Below are 20238 nucleotides of genomic sequence, written 5' to 3'. Positions count from 1 at the left end.
GGGCATCAATTATTAGCAGCTAATTTATACCAAGCTATTGATTTGGATAAACACTCATCAAAGGACACACTTTCATTCAATTCGCTATAAGCTGGGTAGAAATCATGGCGAGCTGTTTTACGATCTCTATCTGAATAATCAATGCGGACACCAAAATCAACACTTGTCACAATCTTTTTGCAGATATCATCTAAGCTAACAATTTCTCTTGTCCCAAGTTCAAGTGGAGCCTCTGCCTTATCTGAAAGTAGATATTTTAGTATCGCGACTACCATATCTGTTGGATACAGAAAACTTTTTCTTGTTTCAGGATTTCCTAAAACTCTAATTTCTTTATTGCGTAAGGCACCATTAATAAAGTTATTTATCGCCCAAGGCCGATCTAAATCCTGTAACGGACCAATGAATGAATAAGGGCGAACAATTCCTAATGGTATATGATGCTGCCTAGCGTAAACATGACAAATCGTTTCCGCTAACCGTTTTGATTCTGTATATGAAGATGAGAAGTTTAGGCAATCAAATGGCTTGTAGCTTGTATTTTCAGTCGAATTATCTTGCTTTCCATGGGTTAGGCCTGATGTAAAGATAAGAGCTTTACTAAGTTTATCGACACGTGTAGCCGCTTTTAAAACATTCTCTGTGCCATCAGTAATTGTTCTGATTACATCTAAAGGTGACGATGCATGAACTCGCCTATCAGGACTCCCAGCTAAATGAATGATAAAATCTGTTTCAGCTGGAACATCGAATGGATACCGGACATCGATATCCTGAAACTCGAATTTATTGTTTACCTTAAGGTGAGAAATAATAGAACTTTCAGTAATATTCCTAGACGATGCAGTTACCGAAATATTAAAGTCGTGCTTATTATTCAAATGTGCAAAACTAAGAAGTAGCCATTGTCCAATAAACCCAGATGCACCTGTTAGAAAAACCTTTTTATTTCTTAGCTCACCAAACAAACTAACATCTGAAAATATACTATCAAGATCTCTTTGTATGTATTCAACTTGAGCCAAGTTCATTAGATTTTTCCTTTTTCTAATAGTTCAACAGCAGCTTCAACGATCATATCTTCCTGACCAGCGACAACTTTTTTCTCACCCAAAAGGAAAAATATGTCTCGTGGATCTACGCCATATTCCATTGCTACTTTATTAACCCGCATCAAATAGCCTGAAAATACACCAGACAATCCACTAACAATGCTCGTAGAGCTGATTGTCGGGACAATTTCCATCAGATGCTTTTGCGCTATATCAGAAGCATCAAGAATCTTATATAGATCAACACCAGTTTTGTACCCTTCACGCTCCAGCACAGGTACTAGCACTTCTAACTGGCTATTACCTGCACCAGCCCCAAATCCTCTCGCACAACCATCAATAACTGTTGCGCCGCAATTTACAGCCGTTACAGAGTTAGCAATCGCCATACCCAAATTGTTATGGCCATGAAAGCCAACACGACACGTAAGCGAATCACGCAACGCACTTATACGTTCTTCAACGTCTCTCGGAAGATATGCTCCTGCGGAGTCCATGATAATGATTGCTTCTGCACCATATGACTCCATTTTTTGGGCTTCTTCTACCAGTGTTTTAACAGGTGCCATATGGCTCATCATTAAAACACCATAAACTTCCTTATTTTGCTCTCGAACATATGATATATGTCGTGCTGTGACATCAGCTTCAGTACAGTGAGACGCTATCCTGAACACGTCAACACCAATCTCCACAGCAGGACTTAAATCTTTTTTGATCGTTGCAAAACCTGGAATGACATGGACACCTAACTTCGCATTTGTCAAATGCTCTCTAGCGGTTTCCAGGAGCGTCCGGTCTGATTCTTTCGCGAGACCAACCTGAATCGAACTTGCCCCGATACCATTACCATGGCCTACTTCTACAATAGGGATATTAGCTGCATCAACAGCAAGGCAGTATTGCTTAATATTTTCCTGGCTCAGTTGGTGACGAACAGCATGATTTCCATCTCGTAATGTGGCATCACTTAAAATAATATCGGTCATAATACTAAAGCCCTTTTCGTATACTCTTCTGCCATTGCAATTGCAGCACAATTGATAATATCTAGATTACCAGCATAACTAGGAAGATAATCTCCTAGCCCGCTGACACGAACCATGACCATAATCCTACCGGACTCAAATACTGGGCCGACTACTAGGCGATAGCCTGGTACATATTGCTGAATATTAGAAACGCACTCATCAATCGCCAACTTAACTTTATCAATATTGCAGTCATCTACTTTTGCAAAAATAGTCGTTTGCATATCAATATTCGGCTTAGCCGGATTAAGGTTTAGTATAACTTTTGCGGATTCACATCCGGTAAAGTGCAACAACGCTGCTTCTGTGTTATTAATATATTCATCTAAGTTCGCTCTTGTGCCTGGCCCGGCAGAACTAGAAGAAATTGCGGAAACGACTTCGATATAACTTATATCAGGAACTACCTGTTTCAAGGTATGAGCTATAGGTAATGAAGATTGTCCACCGCACGTAATCATATTAAGATTTTTAGAGTTACTACAATCAGCAAGATTTATAGCAGGAACACACAAATCCCCTACTTGAGAGGGAGTCATATCAATAGCTAAAATACCAAGCTGGTTGAAGATTGGGGCATGTTTTTGATGTTGTGCTGCAGAAGTAGCATCGAAAACCAAATCTACGTCAAATAGGCCATCAGAGAAAGCGTTGATACTCTTGTCTGAAATTGGAACACCCAATTCAAGAGCTTTCCTCATTCCGGTTGAATTCAAATTTCGTCCAACAAAAGCAACACATTCTAGTAAATCTGATCGCAACACTTTAATAAGTAGATCAGTACCAATATTACCAGTACCGAGAATGCCTATTCTTAGTTTTTTTTTCATAGCTCATACCTAAAACGAATTCTCTAACGTTATATTTTACGTTAGAAGTTCAACCCAAAAAATTCTTCAAATTTTTCTATGACAAAATCTAAATGTTCGTTAGAAAGGCCAGGATAGACACCAATCCAGAATGTATGATTCATAATAATATCTGTGTTTGTTAAATCCCCCACCACTCGGTACTCAACATCACTAAAGTACGGCTGGCGAGTTAAATTCCCTGCAAATAACAAACGAGTACCAATTTTGTATTGATCCATGAATTTCAGTAATTCAACGCGATCAATACCACTCTCTGGTTTGATAGTAATAGGGAATCCAAACCATGATGGATCAGAATTTTCAGTTGCCTCAGGCAAGATCAGAAACTCTTCACAGCTAGCAAGGCCTTCTTTCAAATAACGGAAGTTAATCTTTCTCTGTTCGACAAATTGCTCAACACTATCCATTTGAGCTAAGCCACATGCTGCCTGCATGTCAGTTATTTTTAGGTTATAGCCTAAGTGAGAGTATGTGTACTTATGATCATAGCCATGAGGTAGCGAACCTAATTGCTGATCAAAACGCTTTTTACATGTGTTGTCACAGCCCGGAGCACAATAACAATCTCTTCCCCAATCACGGAAAGATTCAATTAACTTACGTAACTCGTTATCTTTTGTGAATACAGCACCGCCTTCACCCATCGTAATATGGTGAGCAGGATAGAAACTAACTGTAGCAATGTCACCAAATTGGCCAACCATCTTGCCATCGTAAGTCGAGCCTAAAGCATCACAGCAATCTTCGATCAGCCATAAATTATACTTGTCAGCTACTCGGCGAGCCTCTGTAAGATCGAATGTATTACCGAGGGTATGAGCAACCATAATCGCTTTAGTTTTATCAGAGATTGCTGCTTCAATCATTTCCGGCTTGATTTGATACGTAGGGATATCAACATCAACAAAAACGGGAATCAAACCATTTTGAATTGTTGGGTTAACTGTAGTTGGAAAACCAGCGGCGACAGTAATAACTTCATCACCAGGTTTTAATTGACGGTCACCCAGTTTAGGCGATGTTAAGGCAGTCAAAGCCAATAAGTTTGCAGATGAGCCTGATGTCGTTGTTAATACATAAGGGACACCTAGGTATTCACCTAGACGTTTTTCGAAAGCATCATTGAAGCGACCCGTCGTTAACCAACCGTCCAGTGAAGCATCTACCATCATTTTTAGTTCGCTTGCGCCAAGAACTTTTCCTGATGGTGGGACCACACTTTGGCCACCAACAAACTGCTTTGGTGCATACTCTAACTCAGCATACTGCTCAACTAGATCTGCAATTTGTTTTCTGATTTGCTCTTTAGACATGTTAGATTCCTGCTCTTGCTTTCATGTATTCTTTAATTTCGTTTAATGTATGTTGCTTAATATCTTCGCCATTAAGCCAGGCTTTCTGCCAAACTACGATACGACTTAGCGTTTCTTCCAGCCCCCAAACAGGCTGCCAGTTTAGACGCATCTTTGCTTTGGAACAGTCCAGCTTCAAATAATGTGCTTCGTGAGGGTGCTCTCCCTCACTTAAATACCAGCTAGCACCTTCGCCCCATTGATGTACGAGATTTTCAACAATCCACTGAACGGGCTTCGCATCATCTTCACGGGGACCGAAGTTCCACCCTTCAGCATACTCAGTACCATTTTCGTACAAGTGTTCTGCAATCGTGATATAACCGGATAAAGGCTCAAGCACATGCTGCCAGGGCCGAATAGCATGCGGGCTACGAATTTCAACTGCATCCCCATTTGAAAATGCTTTTAACATATCAGGTATAAGCCGGTCATCGGCCCAATCGCCACCACCAATGACATTACCAGCTCGAACAGATGCTAGCGCACACCCATGATCTTCATACTTATCTTCGTTAAAGAATGATTGGCGGTATGAAGAAGCAACAAGTTCAGCACATCCTTTACTGTTACTATATGGGTCATATCCCCCCATTGCTTCTTCTTCGCGATATCCCCAAACCCACTCCCGGTTTTCATAACACTTATCACTTGTGATATTAACGACAGCTTTGATACCACCAACTTGTTTAACAGCTTCGAGCAAATGGACGGTGCCCATTACATTAGTTGAATAAGTCCCAATAGGGTCGTCGTAAGAAAGGCGAACGAGGGGCTGAGCTGCCATATGAAAGACTATTTCAGGTTGAAACAGAGAAATACTCTTTCGGAGCTGTTCAAAGTTCCTTATATCACCTTCTTCACTCTCCACACACCCGCCAATTTGTGCTTCCTCATATAAGCTAGGCGTTGTTGGAGCCGGTAAAGAGTAACCTTTGACGATAGCTCCCATTTCATGTAGCCATAACGACAGCCAACTCCCTTTAAACCCGGTATGTCCTGTAACAAAGACCTTCTTTCCCCGCCAAAAATCAGGATTCATATTTACTCCCAGACTTTCCAAGGTGCTTCACCGTCTTGCCAAAGATTTTCTAAATAAACTTTATCACGCAGCGTGTCCATTGGTTGCCAAAAACCATGATGTTCATAGGCCATGAGCTCCCCTTCTTCTGCAAGCTTATTAAGTGGGTACTGTTCCCAAGTGCAACTGTCGTCGTCAATGTATTCTAATACATCTGGACTTAGTACAAAGAACCCACCATTAATAAGAGCGCCATCACCCTTTGGCTTTTCTTTAAAGCTACTAACTCGTCCGTTATCGATGTCTAAAGCACCAAAACGCCCTGGTGGAAATGTTGCTGTAAGAGTTGCTTTTTTACCATGCGACTTGTGGAAGTCAATCGTACGCGAGATATCTATATCACTAACACCATCACCGTACGTAAAACAAAATGCATCTTCATCTTTCAGGTAATTAGCTACACGACCAAGACGTCCCCCCGTCATCGAATTATCACCAGTATCTACTAATGTGACAGTCCATGGTTCAGCACGCTTACGATGAACTTCCATTTTATTTTGCTTCATATCAAATGTGACATCGGACATATGCAAGAAATAATTAGCAAAATATTCTTTAATTACATAACCTTTATATCCACAGCAAATGATAAAATCATTAATCCCATGTGCAGAATACTGCTTCATGATATGCCACAGTATTGGCTTACCACCGATTTCGACCATTGGCTTTGGTTTTACTGATGTTTCTTCGCTAAGGCGAGTCCCTAAACCACCGGCTAGAATGACAGCTTTCATTGGTATCTCCAATTTAAAAATTATTTTGAGGGGGTGAATGCATCTGAGTAGAAACTATCTTGTAATAGTCCTTTCTCAAAAAAAGCATGCTTTGCCGTATCAATCATGATAGGAGAACCACATGCATAAACGTCATACTTTTCCAAGGATTCAAAATCCTCACAAACAGCCTTGTGAACAAGTCCTTTTCGGCCATCCCAGTCTTCATCCCCTGATAATACAGGAATATAATTTATATTAGATTTATCTTTGCTCAGAGTAATAAGTGAATCGAGATAGAAACCCTCAGCTAACGGCATTCCCCAATATATATAAATATCCCGAGGGTCATCATTATTTGCTAAATCTTCAACAATAGCCTTAACAGGAGCAATACCCGTACCTCCAGCTAATAAGATTAGAGGTTTTGGATTATCTCTCACGAAAAACGTTCCCTTGGGTCCTTCGATTCGCATTAATTGATTATCTACAACGTTACCAAAGATCAAGTCAGACATCTGGCCATTAGGAACTTTACGAATGTGAAGCTCTAATTCTTTATTATTTTGTTTTGCATTAGCTATAGAGTAGCTTCGTTTTACTCCCTTAAAGCTTAAATCAACATATTGTCCTGGTAGATAGTCAAAATTTGCTGTAGGTGGCATCCGAAAAGAGATGACAATGATATCTTCAGTCTTATAGTCGAAACTGGAAACCTTGCAAGGTACAGTTTGTTGCTTTATACCTGTAAGCTCCGGATAGTAACTTGCGCTAAGTACCACATCAGTTCGCGCTTTTGATTGGCAGCTTAATACTGTACCTGAAGTAACAACTTTACCGTGTTCATTTTCAACAGACCCAGACAAGACCTCAACCACACATGCTCCGCATTGGCCAGTTTTACAACTATGCTCTAGTGGAATTGATTGAGAAATAGCATCCTCTAGTAAATTTTGCTCGCTTTCGAAGAATTTACCAGAAGGTTCAATTTTTACATTAAACGTCATAACAGCACCAGATAGTAGCTTCAATCATTTTTTATATAGATATACTTTGGCAAGCCAGATATTGAATTGGTATTATAATTATTAAGCATGAGTGAATAGCTATCAACACACTCCATCGAACTCTTAATCAAATTCTGAATATTTAAAAAATTCAGCACAAATGAATTATCTTTTAGAATTTCCGTCACACTAATTCTTGAACTATTTGTACAATTGTATGAATCTAAGGAAAAATCTGGTTTTACCATTTTCACTAATTTGTATTCATCTCTATTCGCAAATTTTTCATATTCAGAGAAATTGTAATGGGGGTACTCTGGACTAAATATTACCACATCTGGCTTAAAGTCGCTTAAATTTACATAATCTGCACATCCTTGCCATGCATGGCAACCATTAGATTTGTATGGTTCAGGCATTGCAACATCAGGTGAATAGGCCACAGCAACATTTTCATCTAAACTTTTTATGTAGTTCCATGTAATATATTTTGTGCCAAGACCATCAGTGAGAAATCTATAATGTGCAGAAAAAACCGAATATGTCAGGTTTGATGTTGCATTACATAAGATAAAAAAGACTACTATATATAAAGATACTTGTTTTACAGTTTTATTAGAAATCTTATTTGCGACAATATGAAAAAAATAGACAATATTAAAAATTGCAAAAATGTATAGAGGATAAAGATAAACTAAACTAATAAACATCCTCGATTTATACACAAATAGAGATACAATCAATAGTGTGATTGTTACACTACAAATATAAACCCAATGCACTCTCCTAACAAATAGTAGAGAAAATAAAATCAACAAGTTTAGACAAAAAACAATACTATTTGACAGTTCATTGAACCAAGTATTTAAAGCCTCAGCTATTTCCACAGACGAATGGCCAGAAGATAGCTCTGACTGAGCTTTTATAAAGGAGCTATAATCCAAAAAAGCATATGGATGAATAATAAAAAAAGTAACTAGAAATGCCACTATAGAGCAGATCATTAATTTTACAATATCTTTCACTTGTAAGTTATAGCCAGCATCCCTGTAAAGCCAAGCAAAAAATACCAAGCCTATGCTTACGTTAACAATAAAAAAGGGTTGTTTTGCTAGTGATGATAAAGAGAAAAGAATAACTGCAAATATGAACTTTTTAAATGAAAAAGCTTTACTTCTACTTAAATCCAATAGAACGATTAGCCCAACACATTGAAGCAACAAACCTATAGATTCGGGATGAATAGTCAAAAAATAATGTGAAGAAACCGGGTCAATCAAAAAATATAATACAGTGCATGCAGATATTGTTCGTGAAAAGAAATGGCGACTTAATGTATATAAGGTTATTGTTAACAACATCCCTATAACAAAAAGATTTAGCCTAACTATAATATTGAAGCTTTCTTCATTTACCAAGCCAAATAATTTTGAAAACATTAAAACAACAAAATTCAGTGATAAATATGTCCACCCATAATATTTTGAATGATATGAGTCACCCATATTATAATATGGATATGTTGTTATTGTATTCAAAGAGTCAACGATAGAATGTGCATCTATCCCCATAAACTCAACGGATTCAACTCTTGATATCACACTGACTGCATATATAAGTATATATAGCAGCACTCCTATACCTAGAATTGAATAATCGTATTTATCCAAATCTTTTAACGAAGTAACTTTCATCTCTATTACATTCCTGTTGCCACTATGTCAGATCTATATTGTTCATCATTTTTTAAATGTTCTTTTGGCAATTAATACCAAAAATTTCAACAAACGGAAAAACCATTTTTGACTAGAGAAAAAGGTAGGTATCAATTTCACAAATCTGACAACGCTCTCTCTATAATTAGATTCATTTAATGATTTAATTAGATAATCAAATTTTGCTGTAGATGCGAAATGTTTTGCAGCTGGCTCATATCCATAGTGCTCGGTTATATAGCTAGCAGCATCGACTCGCTCTTCAAGGAAAAGTGTAGTATCCATGATACTAGCACCATGCTTTCTATACCGAACTAATATCTCTGGAATATAAAGCACACCTCCCAGCAAAGCCAACTCTACAGTTAGTAAATAATCATTTACGTACTTCAATTGATTGTTATACTTTATATTTTCAAGTGCTTCCCTTCGAATACAAAGAGTTGGGGTTGGTATAATTGCCTCCCCAATAATCTTATCGATCGACGTACTAGGATTAAATAGCATATTAAAGTGATTGATTATTTTCTTATCAGTATCACTGTTAAACCACTGCATATTTGAATAGCACAGGTAAGTATCTTTATTATTTTCCAGCTCTTTAACTTGACGAGCAACCTTATCTTCCAGCATCAAGTCGTCACCAGCAAAGGGGATAATGTATCTAACATCATTATCTTTTAAAGCTAGTTGTATTAACGAATTATAGTTATTTGCCACACCTAAATTGTTCTTCTTCGCGTCAAGTATGATATCAAAACGCTGACAATACTTAGCAATGTACTCAGATATAACTTTGACGGTGTTATCTTTAGAGCAATCATCGGAGATATAAATAACTATATTATCATAGGTCTGTTTAATAACTGATTCTAAACAAGACTCAATATATCTCTCATGATTATAACATCCAATAAGTACAGCGACTTTTGGTCGAAAATCATTCATACTTAATACCTAGATAATTCAACCATTTTTCTAAACTCATCATTTTCATTTGAAAGATTATCAAATCCCCCAACAGCAGAGATAGACCCTTCGCTAAAGACGAATAGTTTATCCGCATTTTTCAATGTTGACAGGCGATGAGCAATAACAATGATTGTTCTTTTACCTTTTAGGGCCAAGATCGCATTTGAAATATCATTTTCTGTTGTAGCATCAAGAGCAGAAGTTGCTTCATCGAGAACAATGATTTCACGATTGAAATACAAAGCACGAGCTATAATAACTCGCTGACGTTGTCCTCCTGATAACTTCTTACCGTTTTCACCCAGTTCATAATCCAAGCCAAGTTCAGCTACAATTTCATTCAAACCCGATTTTTCAATAGCATCTAATACTTCTGCATCATTTATATCTGCTTTCGGAATACCAAATGCAACGTTTTCTCGAATCGACGTATTCAAAATAAAAGGACTCTGGCTAACATAGCTGACGTTATTCCTTATATTTTTATAATCGGTTAATGAGACTTCTTTTCCATCCAGTAAAACATTTCCCGAAGTAATAGTCAGTAGCCCAGAAAGAACATCTGCAAAAGTTGTTTTCCCGGCACCAGACGATCCAACAACACCAATAAAGTCACCTTTATTGATTACTGCATTTATAGCTTTAAGACCCTTGCCATTTTTTCCATCATATGAAAAGTTAACATCGCGAAAAGTTATACTATCGTTGAATTCCAATCTGTTATTTGCTATGTCAGTTTGACCTTTTAACTGCTCAAACTCATTTTGAATAGTCTCTACAGCATTGCTTGAGGATTTTATTTGAGAATAGCAATATAAAACCCTATTCATCATTGGTGCTAATCGTATTGCAACTGCAGCAAGCAATGTAATACTAGCAATTCCCTCCGCTGGATTAGCCGACGTAAGTAAAACGTAAGAGATAAACATAACAATACCAAACATCAATATCGCTTCTGTTAAATAGATTGGAATATATTGGACAAACATATTTGTCTTATCCAAATCACTCACCTTTCTATTCGATACGTTATATTTACCAAGAAAAATACTCTCTTTACCAATCAGCTTTGTATCCTTGACACCAGCTAAAGCCATCGTAAGAATGCCAATATTTTCCTGGCTTGCTTGTACATATTCGTCATTAAGTTTACGTGTCACCCGCCGAATGACTTTCATTTGGATAAAAATCAATCCACCGACTACTCCACCAATCAGAACTGATATTCCTGAATATTGATACAATAGAATAGCCAGGAGCGCAAAACAAACGATCATATTAGATACAAGCATAATACATTGAATCAAATAAGAATTAACAGCACGACTCACTACTGCTGTCAAATTATTTATAATCGTTGAAGAGTCTTTTGTTAAATGAAATGTTAAAGGCGCACCAATATAACTTTCCATTAAATTTGAACAAATATCGTTACGCCAATCCCTGACTAGATTAAACTGGAACCTCTGTTGTATTAGCATGTAGATATTTTTCACAATGAATGACATGCCGACACAGAAGGCAATAAACACAAGAAAGAAAGTAGTGTCGTTAAAACCTAACAGCTCATATACGAATCGTATTTTATCGCTCTGTTCCACTAGGGCCGGATTCATAGAAATAGTTATCAACGGGTAAAGTAATGCCACCCCTATAACTTCAAATGATGCAGCAATGATTGCAGATAAAAGGACAAAAATAATTCGCAATCTAAATTTGGAACCATAATCCCGTACGAAACTGGTAAATAAGTTAAACATGATCATGTTCCATCACTGACTTCACCATGTGATAGTCAATTTTAAAACCAAGTGCTATTGCGATATTATATAACATCGAATGTGTTTGCTTCGGTGTTATTTTTGCTGCAAGCAAAAGTAATTTCACATAATGTTTATATATATCAGTAATATAATCACTACGATCAATGTAAATAGCTTCACCAGAACCAGTCGATTCGCTAGTAAGCTTAATTCCTGTGGCTTCCTCAATTTCCTTGAAACGATGATGCCAGCGACCTTTGTCTTCTATACAAGCCTGGCTAGCCTCAACCAAGTCTTTGCGATAGGATTCGTCCCTTAACAAACGTCTTGCTAAATCGTAAGCTTCACCAGCAGATTTATACATCGGTAAATCTACGTAACCTTTAGTAAAGTTTGCGATACCACTGTTATAATTCGTCAACAAGCAACCATTTGAAGCCATCACATCCATTACACGCCAAGGAAAACCATCAACAGCTTGAATATGAGATACATTCAAGCAAATGTGGCTTGCATTATAGACATCTTGGTTGTGTTTTAACGAGTAAACAGGTTTGGGATTAAAAGATAATGCTAACTGTGGAGAGAAATCAACGGTTTTATACCAACTGGCATTTCCATAAAGAACCAATCCCAGTTCATTCATGACATTTAAAACATTTATTCTATTCTGGCAACTATTAATATTGCCAAAGTCACCAGGAACCATATAATCTAATATATATGATAGACCACGCTCTTTTAAATAATCTTTAGGATCATCATAAAAGTTATCAGCTAAGTGCTTTATTGCATTTTTAACTTCCGGTGTATTATGCACTTTCAACAATTTGCCAAGATTTTTAGGCCCAGCAAAATTGCTGCCAATAAAGCTAATATTTGCTGTTACGTCAACGTTCTCTTTAACAATCGCTGTACCAGATTTAATAATAAAGACATTCTCATCTTTTGCGCCAACGGCTTTAACTTGTTCTGCCACATTTTGTGACAAACAAAAATATAGGTAACGATTTGGATTTTTCTTAATTTTCTCTTTATCATTATAAAATGAAAAAGTATCTGCTTCCCATATTGCTATTGGGCAGTTACAAATATCTTCAATAAAAGATAACTTTGAATTGTTGAAAGATATGACTAAATCAGGAGAAAATGATTCAATGTCCTTTTTCAGCTGTTCCCGTCTAATCATCCCTGATTCTTGATTATCACTATTCCATGACTTTTTTAAAAATTCAGCACTATTACAGACCATTACCCTGTTATTATTTTTTTTTAGTTCATTGATTAAACCTTCATAATAGGAGACTAGTCTGAATTTACCATCAACATAAATATGGGATGAAAAACAAAGTAATATTTTAGCCATTATTTTTCAACCTTAAATGCATTCACTTTTTCAATTATATAATCAACATCAGCAAGAGTCATGACAGGGCTAATAGGTAGACTCAATACCTGACGATGTAAAAGTTCAGTAAATGGTAAAGATAGATGATTATATTCAGTGTATGCCTGTTGCTTATGTGGCGGAATTGGGTAATGAACCAACGACGATATGCCCTCATTACTAAGATGAGCTTGTAGCTCATCACGATATTCTGTTTTCACCACAAACAAATGCCATACATTTGATTCTTTTCTTGTAATTGTTGGAAGAGTTACCAATGGATTGTTAATACCATTTACGTAACGTTGTGCAATTTCTTGACGTTTTGAGACTTCTTCATCTATATGCTTCAATTTAACCGATAGCATTGCAGCTTGAATTTCATCTAAGCGGCTGTTTACACCTTGGTAAATATTTTCGTACTTTACTTGTGAACCATAATTACCAAGTGCCTTAATCGCATCAAATAATTCTTTATCATTTGTTGTTACAGCACCTGCATCACCCAGTGCACCTAAATTTTTCCCTGGATAGAAACTAAATCCAGCCGCATGTCCCCAATTACCTGCGCGTTTACCATCGAATTCCGCCCCATGAGCCTGAGCGCAATCTTCTAAAACCAACAAATCATTATCTTCTGCAATTGCCATGATTTCAGGCATTGGTGAAAGCTGACCATACAAATGAACAGGAAGAATTACTCTCGTTCTGTCTGTAATAGATTCAGATACTTTCTTAGGACAGAGGTTGAATGTTTCTACATTTGGCTCAACGAAAACTGGAGTCAGATTATTTTCAGTAATTGCAAGAATTGATGCAATATAGGTATTTGCCTGGACAATAACTTCATCGCCATCTTTAAGTTTTCCAAGCTCTTTCCAAGCTCGTAAAACTAACGTTAGCGCATCCAGTCCATTGGCAACGCCTATACAATGTTTTGTTCCACAGTAGTCAGCAAATTCTGTTTCAAATACATCGAGTTCAGAGCCCATAATATACCAACCGGATTCAATTACTCGAGAGCATGCTTGTTTTAATTCTTCTTGGTATTGGGCATTAACAGATTTCAAATCTAAAAAATTAATCATGTTTACTCCGGAATATAAATTTCTGCGTTACCTGTTATGACTTTCGATTTACCTACTTTGCAATATGTATCAAAAAAGACTCTTCTTTTTCTTATATTAATTTCAGTAACTTCGATTGTCGCAGTAACTGTATCGCCAATATGTACAGGCTTTCTAAACTTCAGGTTTTGCGCAACATATACGCATCCTCTTCCAGGCAACTCTGTACCAAACAACGCAGAAAAAAAGCTCGAACTAATCATTCCATGAGCAATTCGCTGACCAAACCTTGACTCTTTCGCATAATTTTCGTCCATGTGAACAGGGTTCCGATCACCAGACATACCCGCAAATGATTTAATATCTGCATCAGTAATTGTTTGCGAATAAGATGCACTCATTCCAATTTCTATATCTTCTAAATTATACATCTTTCACCCACTGCTTAACTACGTCTTCAGGATAGCCTCTCGTAAAATGATTTCGCCATGGATAAGCCGGCTTTCGTGATCCATCTTTTAATTTTAATTTAGATGTTTCTCCAATGGCTTTCGCTGGGCTTCCTGCATAAATTGTATCTTGTTTTGTATTGCCAGATATAGATGAATGAGCTCCAATTAGACAGCCTTCTGCAATCTTAGCCCCTGGTAATATCACAGACATAGTGGCAATAACTGCATAATCATTAATTGTTACGCCTTGCATGACATTACTTGGTGGATGAGGATCATTTGTCAAAACAACATAAGGGAAAATCCAAACAAAATTACCTATTTTACTATGCTGACCTATATGAACATTACTATGTGTTCGAACATAGTCACCAATTTCACAGTGTCCTTGAATATCAGATAACGTTCCTAATTGAAAATTTTTACCTGCAATTGTTTTTTCTCTGACAGTAACTCTATGGCCTGTTACTAAATTTTCGCCAAACGTGGATCCTTCATAAAAAATACTATGTGATCGTATATGCGAGCCATCGCCAATTAGTAATGGCATATCTTCTGATAGCCTATTCTTCACACCCAACTCACAATACGACTCAATAATAGAATCATCACCGATAACAACATTATCATATATTGTAACAAACGGGCCAATTGTTACATTTTTACCTATAGTTGCTTTCTCTGAAATAATAGCAGTTTTATGTACACTCATTTTATAGTCTCTAAAAACTCTTCATAATCACGGATATAGTCGTCTTCATCATATAGTTCACTAGCTAATACCATTAAAACACAGTCTGATGAAAACTCATGCATTTCACGCCATTGCATGCTTTCAATCAAGAGTCCCTTTAATGGAGAATCTAATAAGACTTCTTGCCTCACATCACCATCATCAATAATAAATTTGCAACTGCCTTTTACACAAACAGCAATTTGCTTTAGATCTCGGTGGGCATGGAAACCTCTTGATACTCCAGCTTCAGTATCGTATATGTAGTAAACTCGCTTGATGTCAAAAGGAATATTTCTGTTCCCTTCAAGCGATATAAGACCACCTCGCTCATCGCCCAATGACTTAAAATTAACTAACTTGAGATCTTTCATTATCACTTATCTTTAATTAAGTTATTTAAATATTGACCGTAAGTATTCTTCAACAATGGCTGAGCTGCCTTTAATAATTCACTATCGCTTATCCAACTATTTCGCCAGGCGATTTCTTCTAGGCACGCAATTTTAAAGCCTTGTCGTTTTTCGATGGTTTCAACAAAAGTTGCGGCTTCAAGTAAACTTTCATATGTACCAGTGTCAAGCCATGCAAAACCACGTCCCAACAGCTCAACATTTAGATCACCACGTTCAAGATATGCTTGGTTAATACTTGTTATTTCAAGTTCACCACGCTCGGAGGGCTGAATATCTTTTGCAATGTTAACAACGTCATTGTCGTAAAAATACAATCCTGTCACTGCAAAGCTTGACTTTGGTTTCTGAGGCTTTTCTTCAATAGAAATAGCTTTCTGATCCTCATCAAATTCAACTACACCAAATCGCTCAGGATCATGTACCTTATATCCAAATACTGTGGCGCCTGTTTCTAGTGAAGCGGCTTTCAATAATTTTGGAGAGAAACCCTGTCCCCAAAAGATATTATCTCCAAGAACTAGGCATACACTATCGTTGCCTATAAACTCTTCACCAATAATAAATGCTTGAGCCAGACCTTCTGGTTTTGGCTGCTCCGCATACGATAGTTCAACACCAAATTGGCTTCCATCACCAAGAAGGTGCTCGAAGCTAGCCCTATCTGTTGGGGTAGTTATAACTAAAATTTCTTTGATTCCCGCAAGCATCAATACCGACAGCGGGTAATAAATCATAGGTTTGTCATATACAGGTAGTAGCTGTTTTGAAACGCCTCTGGTAATAGGATATAGGCGGGTACCAGAACCACCAGCTAATATTATTCCTTTCATTTTTTACCTCTTATTAGCTACTTACTTTCGATACCTAAACGTTCACGGCTGTATGAACCATCAAGAACCCGACTCCACCACTTTTGGTTGTTAAGATACCACTCAACTGTCTTACGTATTCCAGACTCGAACGTCTCTGCAGGTTTCCAACCAAGTTCACGTTCGATTTTTCCTGCATCAATTGCGTAACGAACATCATGTCCCGGGCGGTCTGTGACAAAGGTGATTAAGTCTTTGTAATTAGCTACACCATCAGGCTTATTAGGTACTAACTCTTCTAAGAGACTGCAAATCGTTTTAACAACTTCGATATTAGCTTTCTCATTATGGCCACCAATGTTGTATGTCTCACCTACAACACCTTCAGTAACAACCTTATATAAAGCAGATGCATGATCTTCAACATATAGCCAATCCCGAATCTGCATACCATCGCCATACACAGGCAAAGATTTCCCATCTAGTGCATTCAAAATCATTAGAGGAATCAATTTCTCTGGGAAATGGAATGGTCCGTAATTGTTTGAGCAGTTAGTAACAATAGTTGGTAAGCCATAGGTTCGAAGCCAAGCTCGAACTAAATGATCACTAGATGCTTTTGAAGCTGAGTAAGGGCTAGAAGGAGAATATGACGTAGTTTCAGTAAACAAATCATCTGTACCTTCAAGATCACCATACACTTCATCAGTTGAGATGTGATGGAAACGGAAATTATCCTTACGATCTTCACTAAGAGCATTCCAATATGCCCTCGCAGCTTCCAATAGTGTATATGTCCCAACAATATTCGTTTCAATGAAATCAGCAGGCCCATCAATTGATCTGTCTACATGGCTTTCTGCAGCAAGGTGCATGACTGCATCAGGCTGATACTCTCTGAAAACCCGATCTAGTTCATTACGATCACAGATGTCTACATTTTCAAAATGGTAGCGTTCGCTTTCTACAATACTTTCCAACGACTCAAGGTTGCCAGCGTAGGTTAACTTGTCTACATTGACCACAGAATCTTCTGTATTATCAATAACATGCCGAATTACAGCCGAGCCTATAAAGCCAGCACCACCAGTTACTAGAATTTGCATATGATACCTTTTTGGAATGCTACCGCCCTAGGGTTATATCGATCCCCCAAAGCGCAAAATTCATTTTTTTGTCGCTACATTCTACTAGTAGCAATCGGACAATTTTACCAATAAGCAAAATCAATAGCCATTATTGATAGTGACAAAATCTGGTATTTTTCTATGGATTCGGTGCACAAGGTTGAATTCTCAACAGATTAATTTATAAATAGAGCTCATAATCAGAGTTTTAGGCACGTGAAAGGCTGAGATTCTTGATTGATAAGGTGAAGAATTATTCAATTAGATCTGCTATATTTTTTCATTGGCAGATATCATACCCAGTATCTTAAATCATATGTATTACAGAGGTATATTATCGCTATAGCAAAGAAATAATAATTATTCCATTCATATTAAACGAAATAGAACATATAGAAACTGATAACCTATGCAGACTGACACATAGCATATAATAGAACTAAACCATTGGAGGCTAAGTTACTGATGGGGGGGTGGCTAATTTAAATTTATCATCTTCTAAGTATAGAATATCGTTCATCAAAAGCTCAACTTTGCACAGTAATCAACGAAATTACAATACCACTTTATGTAAAAATCTGAGCTTAGTATTAACCGCTATCTATTAAAGAGTAAAATATTAATTTGCTAACTGAGCAATTTAAAATTCAATTACTTTAGCGTAAGTTATGTGAAGATATATCTTTAAAATCAGACGCAATTATAAACCTCCTTCCCTTTATTTATACTTACCTTCTATTGCTATACTTTAAAATGTAAAGTCATTTAGATTGCAATGATTCTGTTTGCAATAACTATCAGATTACAAGCTACATGTGAAATTTTAGTAAGCTTCAATAGAATAAAAAGTGCCAATTAATAACACTTTTTATTTAACATTTTCAACTCTCACTGACAATAAAGTTACTCTACGCCTTGTTGCAGCTGCTCCCACATGGCTTTAACAACTAGCTGATCAGCCGGTGTTAGCTCAGACTGAGCTTCTGCTAAACTCGTTTCTACAGCAATATTCATCGCTTCAATAGAGCTGATTCCATCCATCTCGCAATTAGCTGCTGACAATGAAATATGCCCGCGTAAATAACCTCCAGCAAATAACTCATCATCTGATGCAGTCTCTACCATCGTATCAATCAGATTAAGTAACTTCTCTTCATATTGCTGGATCATAACTATACTCTTTGTTGGTAGCTGGTTCAGTAAAACTCTCTGTACACAAAGGAGCAACTTGGTAGTGCTCTCGCAGTGCATCAGACAGTATTTTTGCACGTTCAGGTATACGCTGCTCTAGGTAGCTGAGTACCTGTTCTCGCACTTGGTCGGTAAAACCAGCTCTATCTGGCTCACAGTTGCCATTCAGGTTATCACAGCTCACTAGAAATCGAAATCCGCAACTGGCTGATAGAATCCATTCAACAGCCTGAGGTTTGATCTCGACTTTTTCAAACTCAGCCTGGACTTCAGCAGTACGTCCGTCAGGCTCATACCAATACCCATAGTCCTCTAATAATCGCCGCTTTGGTCCTGCAATGCACCAATGTGCTATTTCATGCAATGCAGAAGCAAAGTAGCCTCGAGCAAAGATAATTCGATGATGTTGATGATTTTCATCAGCAGGCAGATAAATAGGTTCATCACCGCCAAGTACCAACTCTGTATTGTACGTTTCTAGAAAAATTTGGTTGAATACTTTTATTAAATCACTGTAATTATGGGACATTGTATACTTAAAATTACTTATCGATCATGGAAAGATTGAGCGGTGTTTTACATAAGTAAAGACTAGGCCCCAAGTATATTCCCGCTCAATTTTAGGGGCTAACCTAGAGAATTAGCCCCGCTTTTATTTAGTAGTCATCCACTTCATCCAAAAACTCATCCAGATACTCTTCATCTTGTTGCTCTTCAGGCAGACTTTCGCCGCCTAGGGCACGGAAGTTCTTGTTCTGAATGTAGGCATCTCGGGTAAAGATATATGGGTCTGGCGAGTCTTTCAGCAAGTTTTCTTGCGAGACAAGTGCTGCACGGTCTTCCATGCCCTCAAAGGCCCATTTGCCCAAGCTCTGCCAGAATGTCAGCAGGTTAAGCGGGAAGTAAAGACCATCAACATAGTCACCGGCACCTTCTCGAAGAGTGACTGGACCATACATCGGAACCATAAAGTACGGCCCGTTTGATACGCCGTAGTAACCCATTGAATCACCAAATGCACGTTCACCTGGCTTAGTGATATCTGCCGCTGTTGCGATATCAATCAAACCAGCAAGTCCAAACACGGAGTTGATCCAAAAGCGGTTGAAGTGGGTAACAGCTTGCTCACCATCTAGCATGATGATGCTGTTGACCATATTGGCCGGCTCATCCAGGTTAGAGAGGAAGTTTCTGATCCCCGTTCTCACTGGCGAAGGGACATAATCGACATAAGCCAGAGATACCGGACGTGCTACATACGGATCAAGATAATCATAGTTCAGTGTCCACATAGCCCGGTTGAAGCCCTCAAACGGATCATAGGTCCCTTCGACAGTATATTCAGTTGCCTGCTCGCTATATTCAGCGTTGGTGTCAGAACTTGAGCTGACTGACTCATCGTTTGGTGTCTCGGCACAGCCTGAAAGACCCAGAATAAGAAGTAGTGATAAAAGGGTTATTCTTTTCAAAGGATTATTCCACAGATATAAAAAAG

The 20238-nt window shown here is 37.7% G+C and carries 20 protein-coding genes; all 20 read right to left on the bottom strand.

The annotated features are described in order from the left end of the window. Nucleotides 1-5: 5 nt before the first annotated feature. Nucleotides 6-1031, bottom strand: a complete 1026-nt coding sequence (locus L4D19_RS13060; protein WP_428452822.1) for an NAD-dependent epimerase/dehydratase family protein — start codon at nt 1029-1031, stop codon at nt 6-8. Then, nucleotides 1031-2041, bottom strand: a complete 1011-nt coding sequence (gene dmpG / locus L4D19_RS13055) for a 4-hydroxy-2-oxovalerate aldolase (RefSeq protein WP_428452821.1) — start codon at nt 2039-2041, stop codon at nt 1031-1033. The genes L4D19_RS13060 and dmpG overlap by 1 nt, the downstream gene beginning before the upstream one ends. Continuing rightward, entirely contained in the window at nt 2038-2913 is an 876-nt protein-coding gene (locus tag L4D19_RS13050) for an acetaldehyde dehydrogenase (acetylating) (RefSeq protein WP_428452820.1), read from the bottom strand. The genes dmpG and L4D19_RS13050 overlap by 4 nt, the downstream gene beginning before the upstream one ends. A gap of 41 nt (nt 2914-2954) precedes the next feature. Beyond that, a complete protein-coding gene (rfbH, locus tag L4D19_RS13045) occupies nt 2955-4268 on the bottom strand; it encodes a lipopolysaccharide biosynthesis protein RfbH (RefSeq protein WP_428452819.1) in 1314 nt (437 codons plus the stop codon). Nucleotide 4269: 1 nt separating this feature from the next. Further along, a complete protein-coding gene (rfbG, locus tag L4D19_RS13040; protein ID WP_428452818.1) occupies nt 4270-5349 on the bottom strand; it encodes a CDP-glucose 4,6-dehydratase in 1080 nt (359 codons plus the stop codon). 2 nt (nt 5350-5351) lie between these two features. Next, on the bottom strand, nt 5352-6125 hold the full coding sequence (gene rfbF / locus L4D19_RS13035) for a glucose-1-phosphate cytidylyltransferase (RefSeq protein ID WP_160648707.1): 774 nt from the start codon (nt 6123-6125) through the stop codon (nt 5352-5354). A 20-nt stretch (nt 6126-6145) separates the two neighbouring features. Next, nucleotides 6146-7111: an FAD-binding oxidoreductase gene (locus tag L4D19_RS13030; protein ID WP_428452817.1), complete on the bottom strand. Its 966-nt coding sequence runs from the start codon at nt 7109-7111 to the stop codon at nt 6146-6148. 20 nt (nt 7112-7131) lie between these two features. Then, on the bottom strand, nt 7132-8805 hold the full coding sequence (locus L4D19_RS13025; RefSeq protein WP_428452816.1) for a hypothetical protein: 1674 nt from the start codon (nt 8803-8805) through the stop codon (nt 7132-7134). A gap of 45 nt (nt 8806-8850) precedes the next feature. Next, the gene (locus tag L4D19_RS13020; RefSeq protein WP_428452815.1) at nt 8851-9774 is read right to left on the bottom strand and encodes a glycosyltransferase; all 924 of its coding nucleotides are present in this window, start codon (nt 9772-9774) and stop codon (nt 8851-8853) included. Between the two features lie 2 nt (nt 9775-9776). Beyond that, the gene (locus L4D19_RS13015) at nt 9777-11558 is read right to left on the bottom strand and encodes an ABC transporter ATP-binding protein (protein WP_428452814.1); all 1782 of its coding nucleotides are present in this window, start codon (nt 11556-11558) and stop codon (nt 9777-9779) included. Continuing rightward, nucleotides 11551-12927 carry a glycosyltransferase family protein gene (locus L4D19_RS13010; protein ID WP_428452813.1) on the bottom strand — a complete coding sequence of 459 codons (1377 nt, stop codon included), beginning with the start codon at nt 12925-12927 and terminating at the stop codon, nt 11551-11553. Before L4D19_RS13010 ends, L4D19_RS13015 begins: the two co-directional genes overlap by 8 nt. After that, complete coding sequence (locus tag L4D19_RS13005) at nt 12927-14036, bottom strand: DegT/DnrJ/EryC1/StrS family aminotransferase (protein ID WP_428452812.1); 1110 nt, start codon at nt 14034-14036, stop codon at nt 12927-12929. Before L4D19_RS13005 ends, L4D19_RS13010 begins: the two co-directional genes overlap by 1 nt. A 2-nt stretch (nt 14037-14038) precedes the next feature. Continuing rightward, nucleotides 14039-14446, bottom strand: coding sequence for a MaoC family dehydratase (locus tag L4D19_RS13000; RefSeq protein ID WP_428452811.1), 408 nt, complete (start codon nt 14444-14446; stop codon nt 14039-14041). Beyond that, complete coding sequence (locus L4D19_RS12995) at nt 14439-15179, bottom strand: acyltransferase (RefSeq protein ID WP_428452810.1); 741 nt, start codon at nt 15177-15179, stop codon at nt 14439-14441. Before L4D19_RS12995 ends, L4D19_RS13000 begins: the two co-directional genes overlap by 8 nt. Next, on the bottom strand, nt 15176-15574 hold the full coding sequence (locus L4D19_RS12990; protein WP_428452809.1) for a sugar 3,4-ketoisomerase: 399 nt from the start codon (nt 15572-15574) through the stop codon (nt 15176-15178). Before L4D19_RS12990 ends, L4D19_RS12995 begins: the two co-directional genes overlap by 4 nt. A 2-nt stretch (nt 15575-15576) precedes the next feature. Further along, nucleotides 15577-16446 (bottom strand): glucose-1-phosphate thymidylyltransferase RfbA, encoded by an 870-nt coding sequence (rfbA, locus tag L4D19_RS12985; RefSeq protein WP_428452808.1) that lies wholly within the window; start codon nt 16444-16446, stop codon nt 15577-15579. A 17-nt stretch (nt 16447-16463) separates the two neighbouring features. Then, on the bottom strand, nt 16464-17531 hold the full coding sequence (gene rffG / locus L4D19_RS12980) for a dTDP-glucose 4,6-dehydratase (protein WP_428452807.1): 1068 nt from the start codon (nt 17529-17531) through the stop codon (nt 16464-16466). Nucleotides 17532-18455: 924 nt separating this feature from the next. Beyond that, the gene (locus L4D19_RS12975) at nt 18456-18722 is read right to left on the bottom strand and encodes a YfcL family protein (protein ID WP_428452806.1); all 267 of its coding nucleotides are present in this window, start codon (nt 18720-18722) and stop codon (nt 18456-18458) included. Next, nucleotides 18706-19272 carry an elongation factor P hydroxylase gene (locus tag L4D19_RS12970; RefSeq protein WP_428452805.1) on the bottom strand — a complete coding sequence of 189 codons (567 nt, stop codon included), beginning with the start codon at nt 19270-19272 and terminating at the stop codon, nt 18706-18708. Before L4D19_RS12970 ends, L4D19_RS12975 begins: the two co-directional genes overlap by 17 nt. Before the next feature lie 127 nt (nt 19273-19399). After that, entirely contained in the window at nt 19400-20212 is an 813-nt protein-coding gene (locus L4D19_RS12965) for an MlaA family lipoprotein (RefSeq protein ID WP_428452804.1), read from the bottom strand. Between the last annotated feature and the right edge of the window lie 26 nt (nt 20213-20238).

Origin of the sequence: Photobacterium kasasachensis (genome assembly GCF_050336885.1) — a bacterium.
In the GTDB taxonomy this organism is placed as follows: domain Bacteria; phylum Pseudomonadota; class Gammaproteobacteria; order Enterobacterales; family Vibrionaceae; genus Photobacterium; species Photobacterium kasasachensis.
The sequence above is the reverse complement of the archived record's forward strand: the minus strand, read 5'-3'. Positions and strand labels throughout refer to the sequence as shown.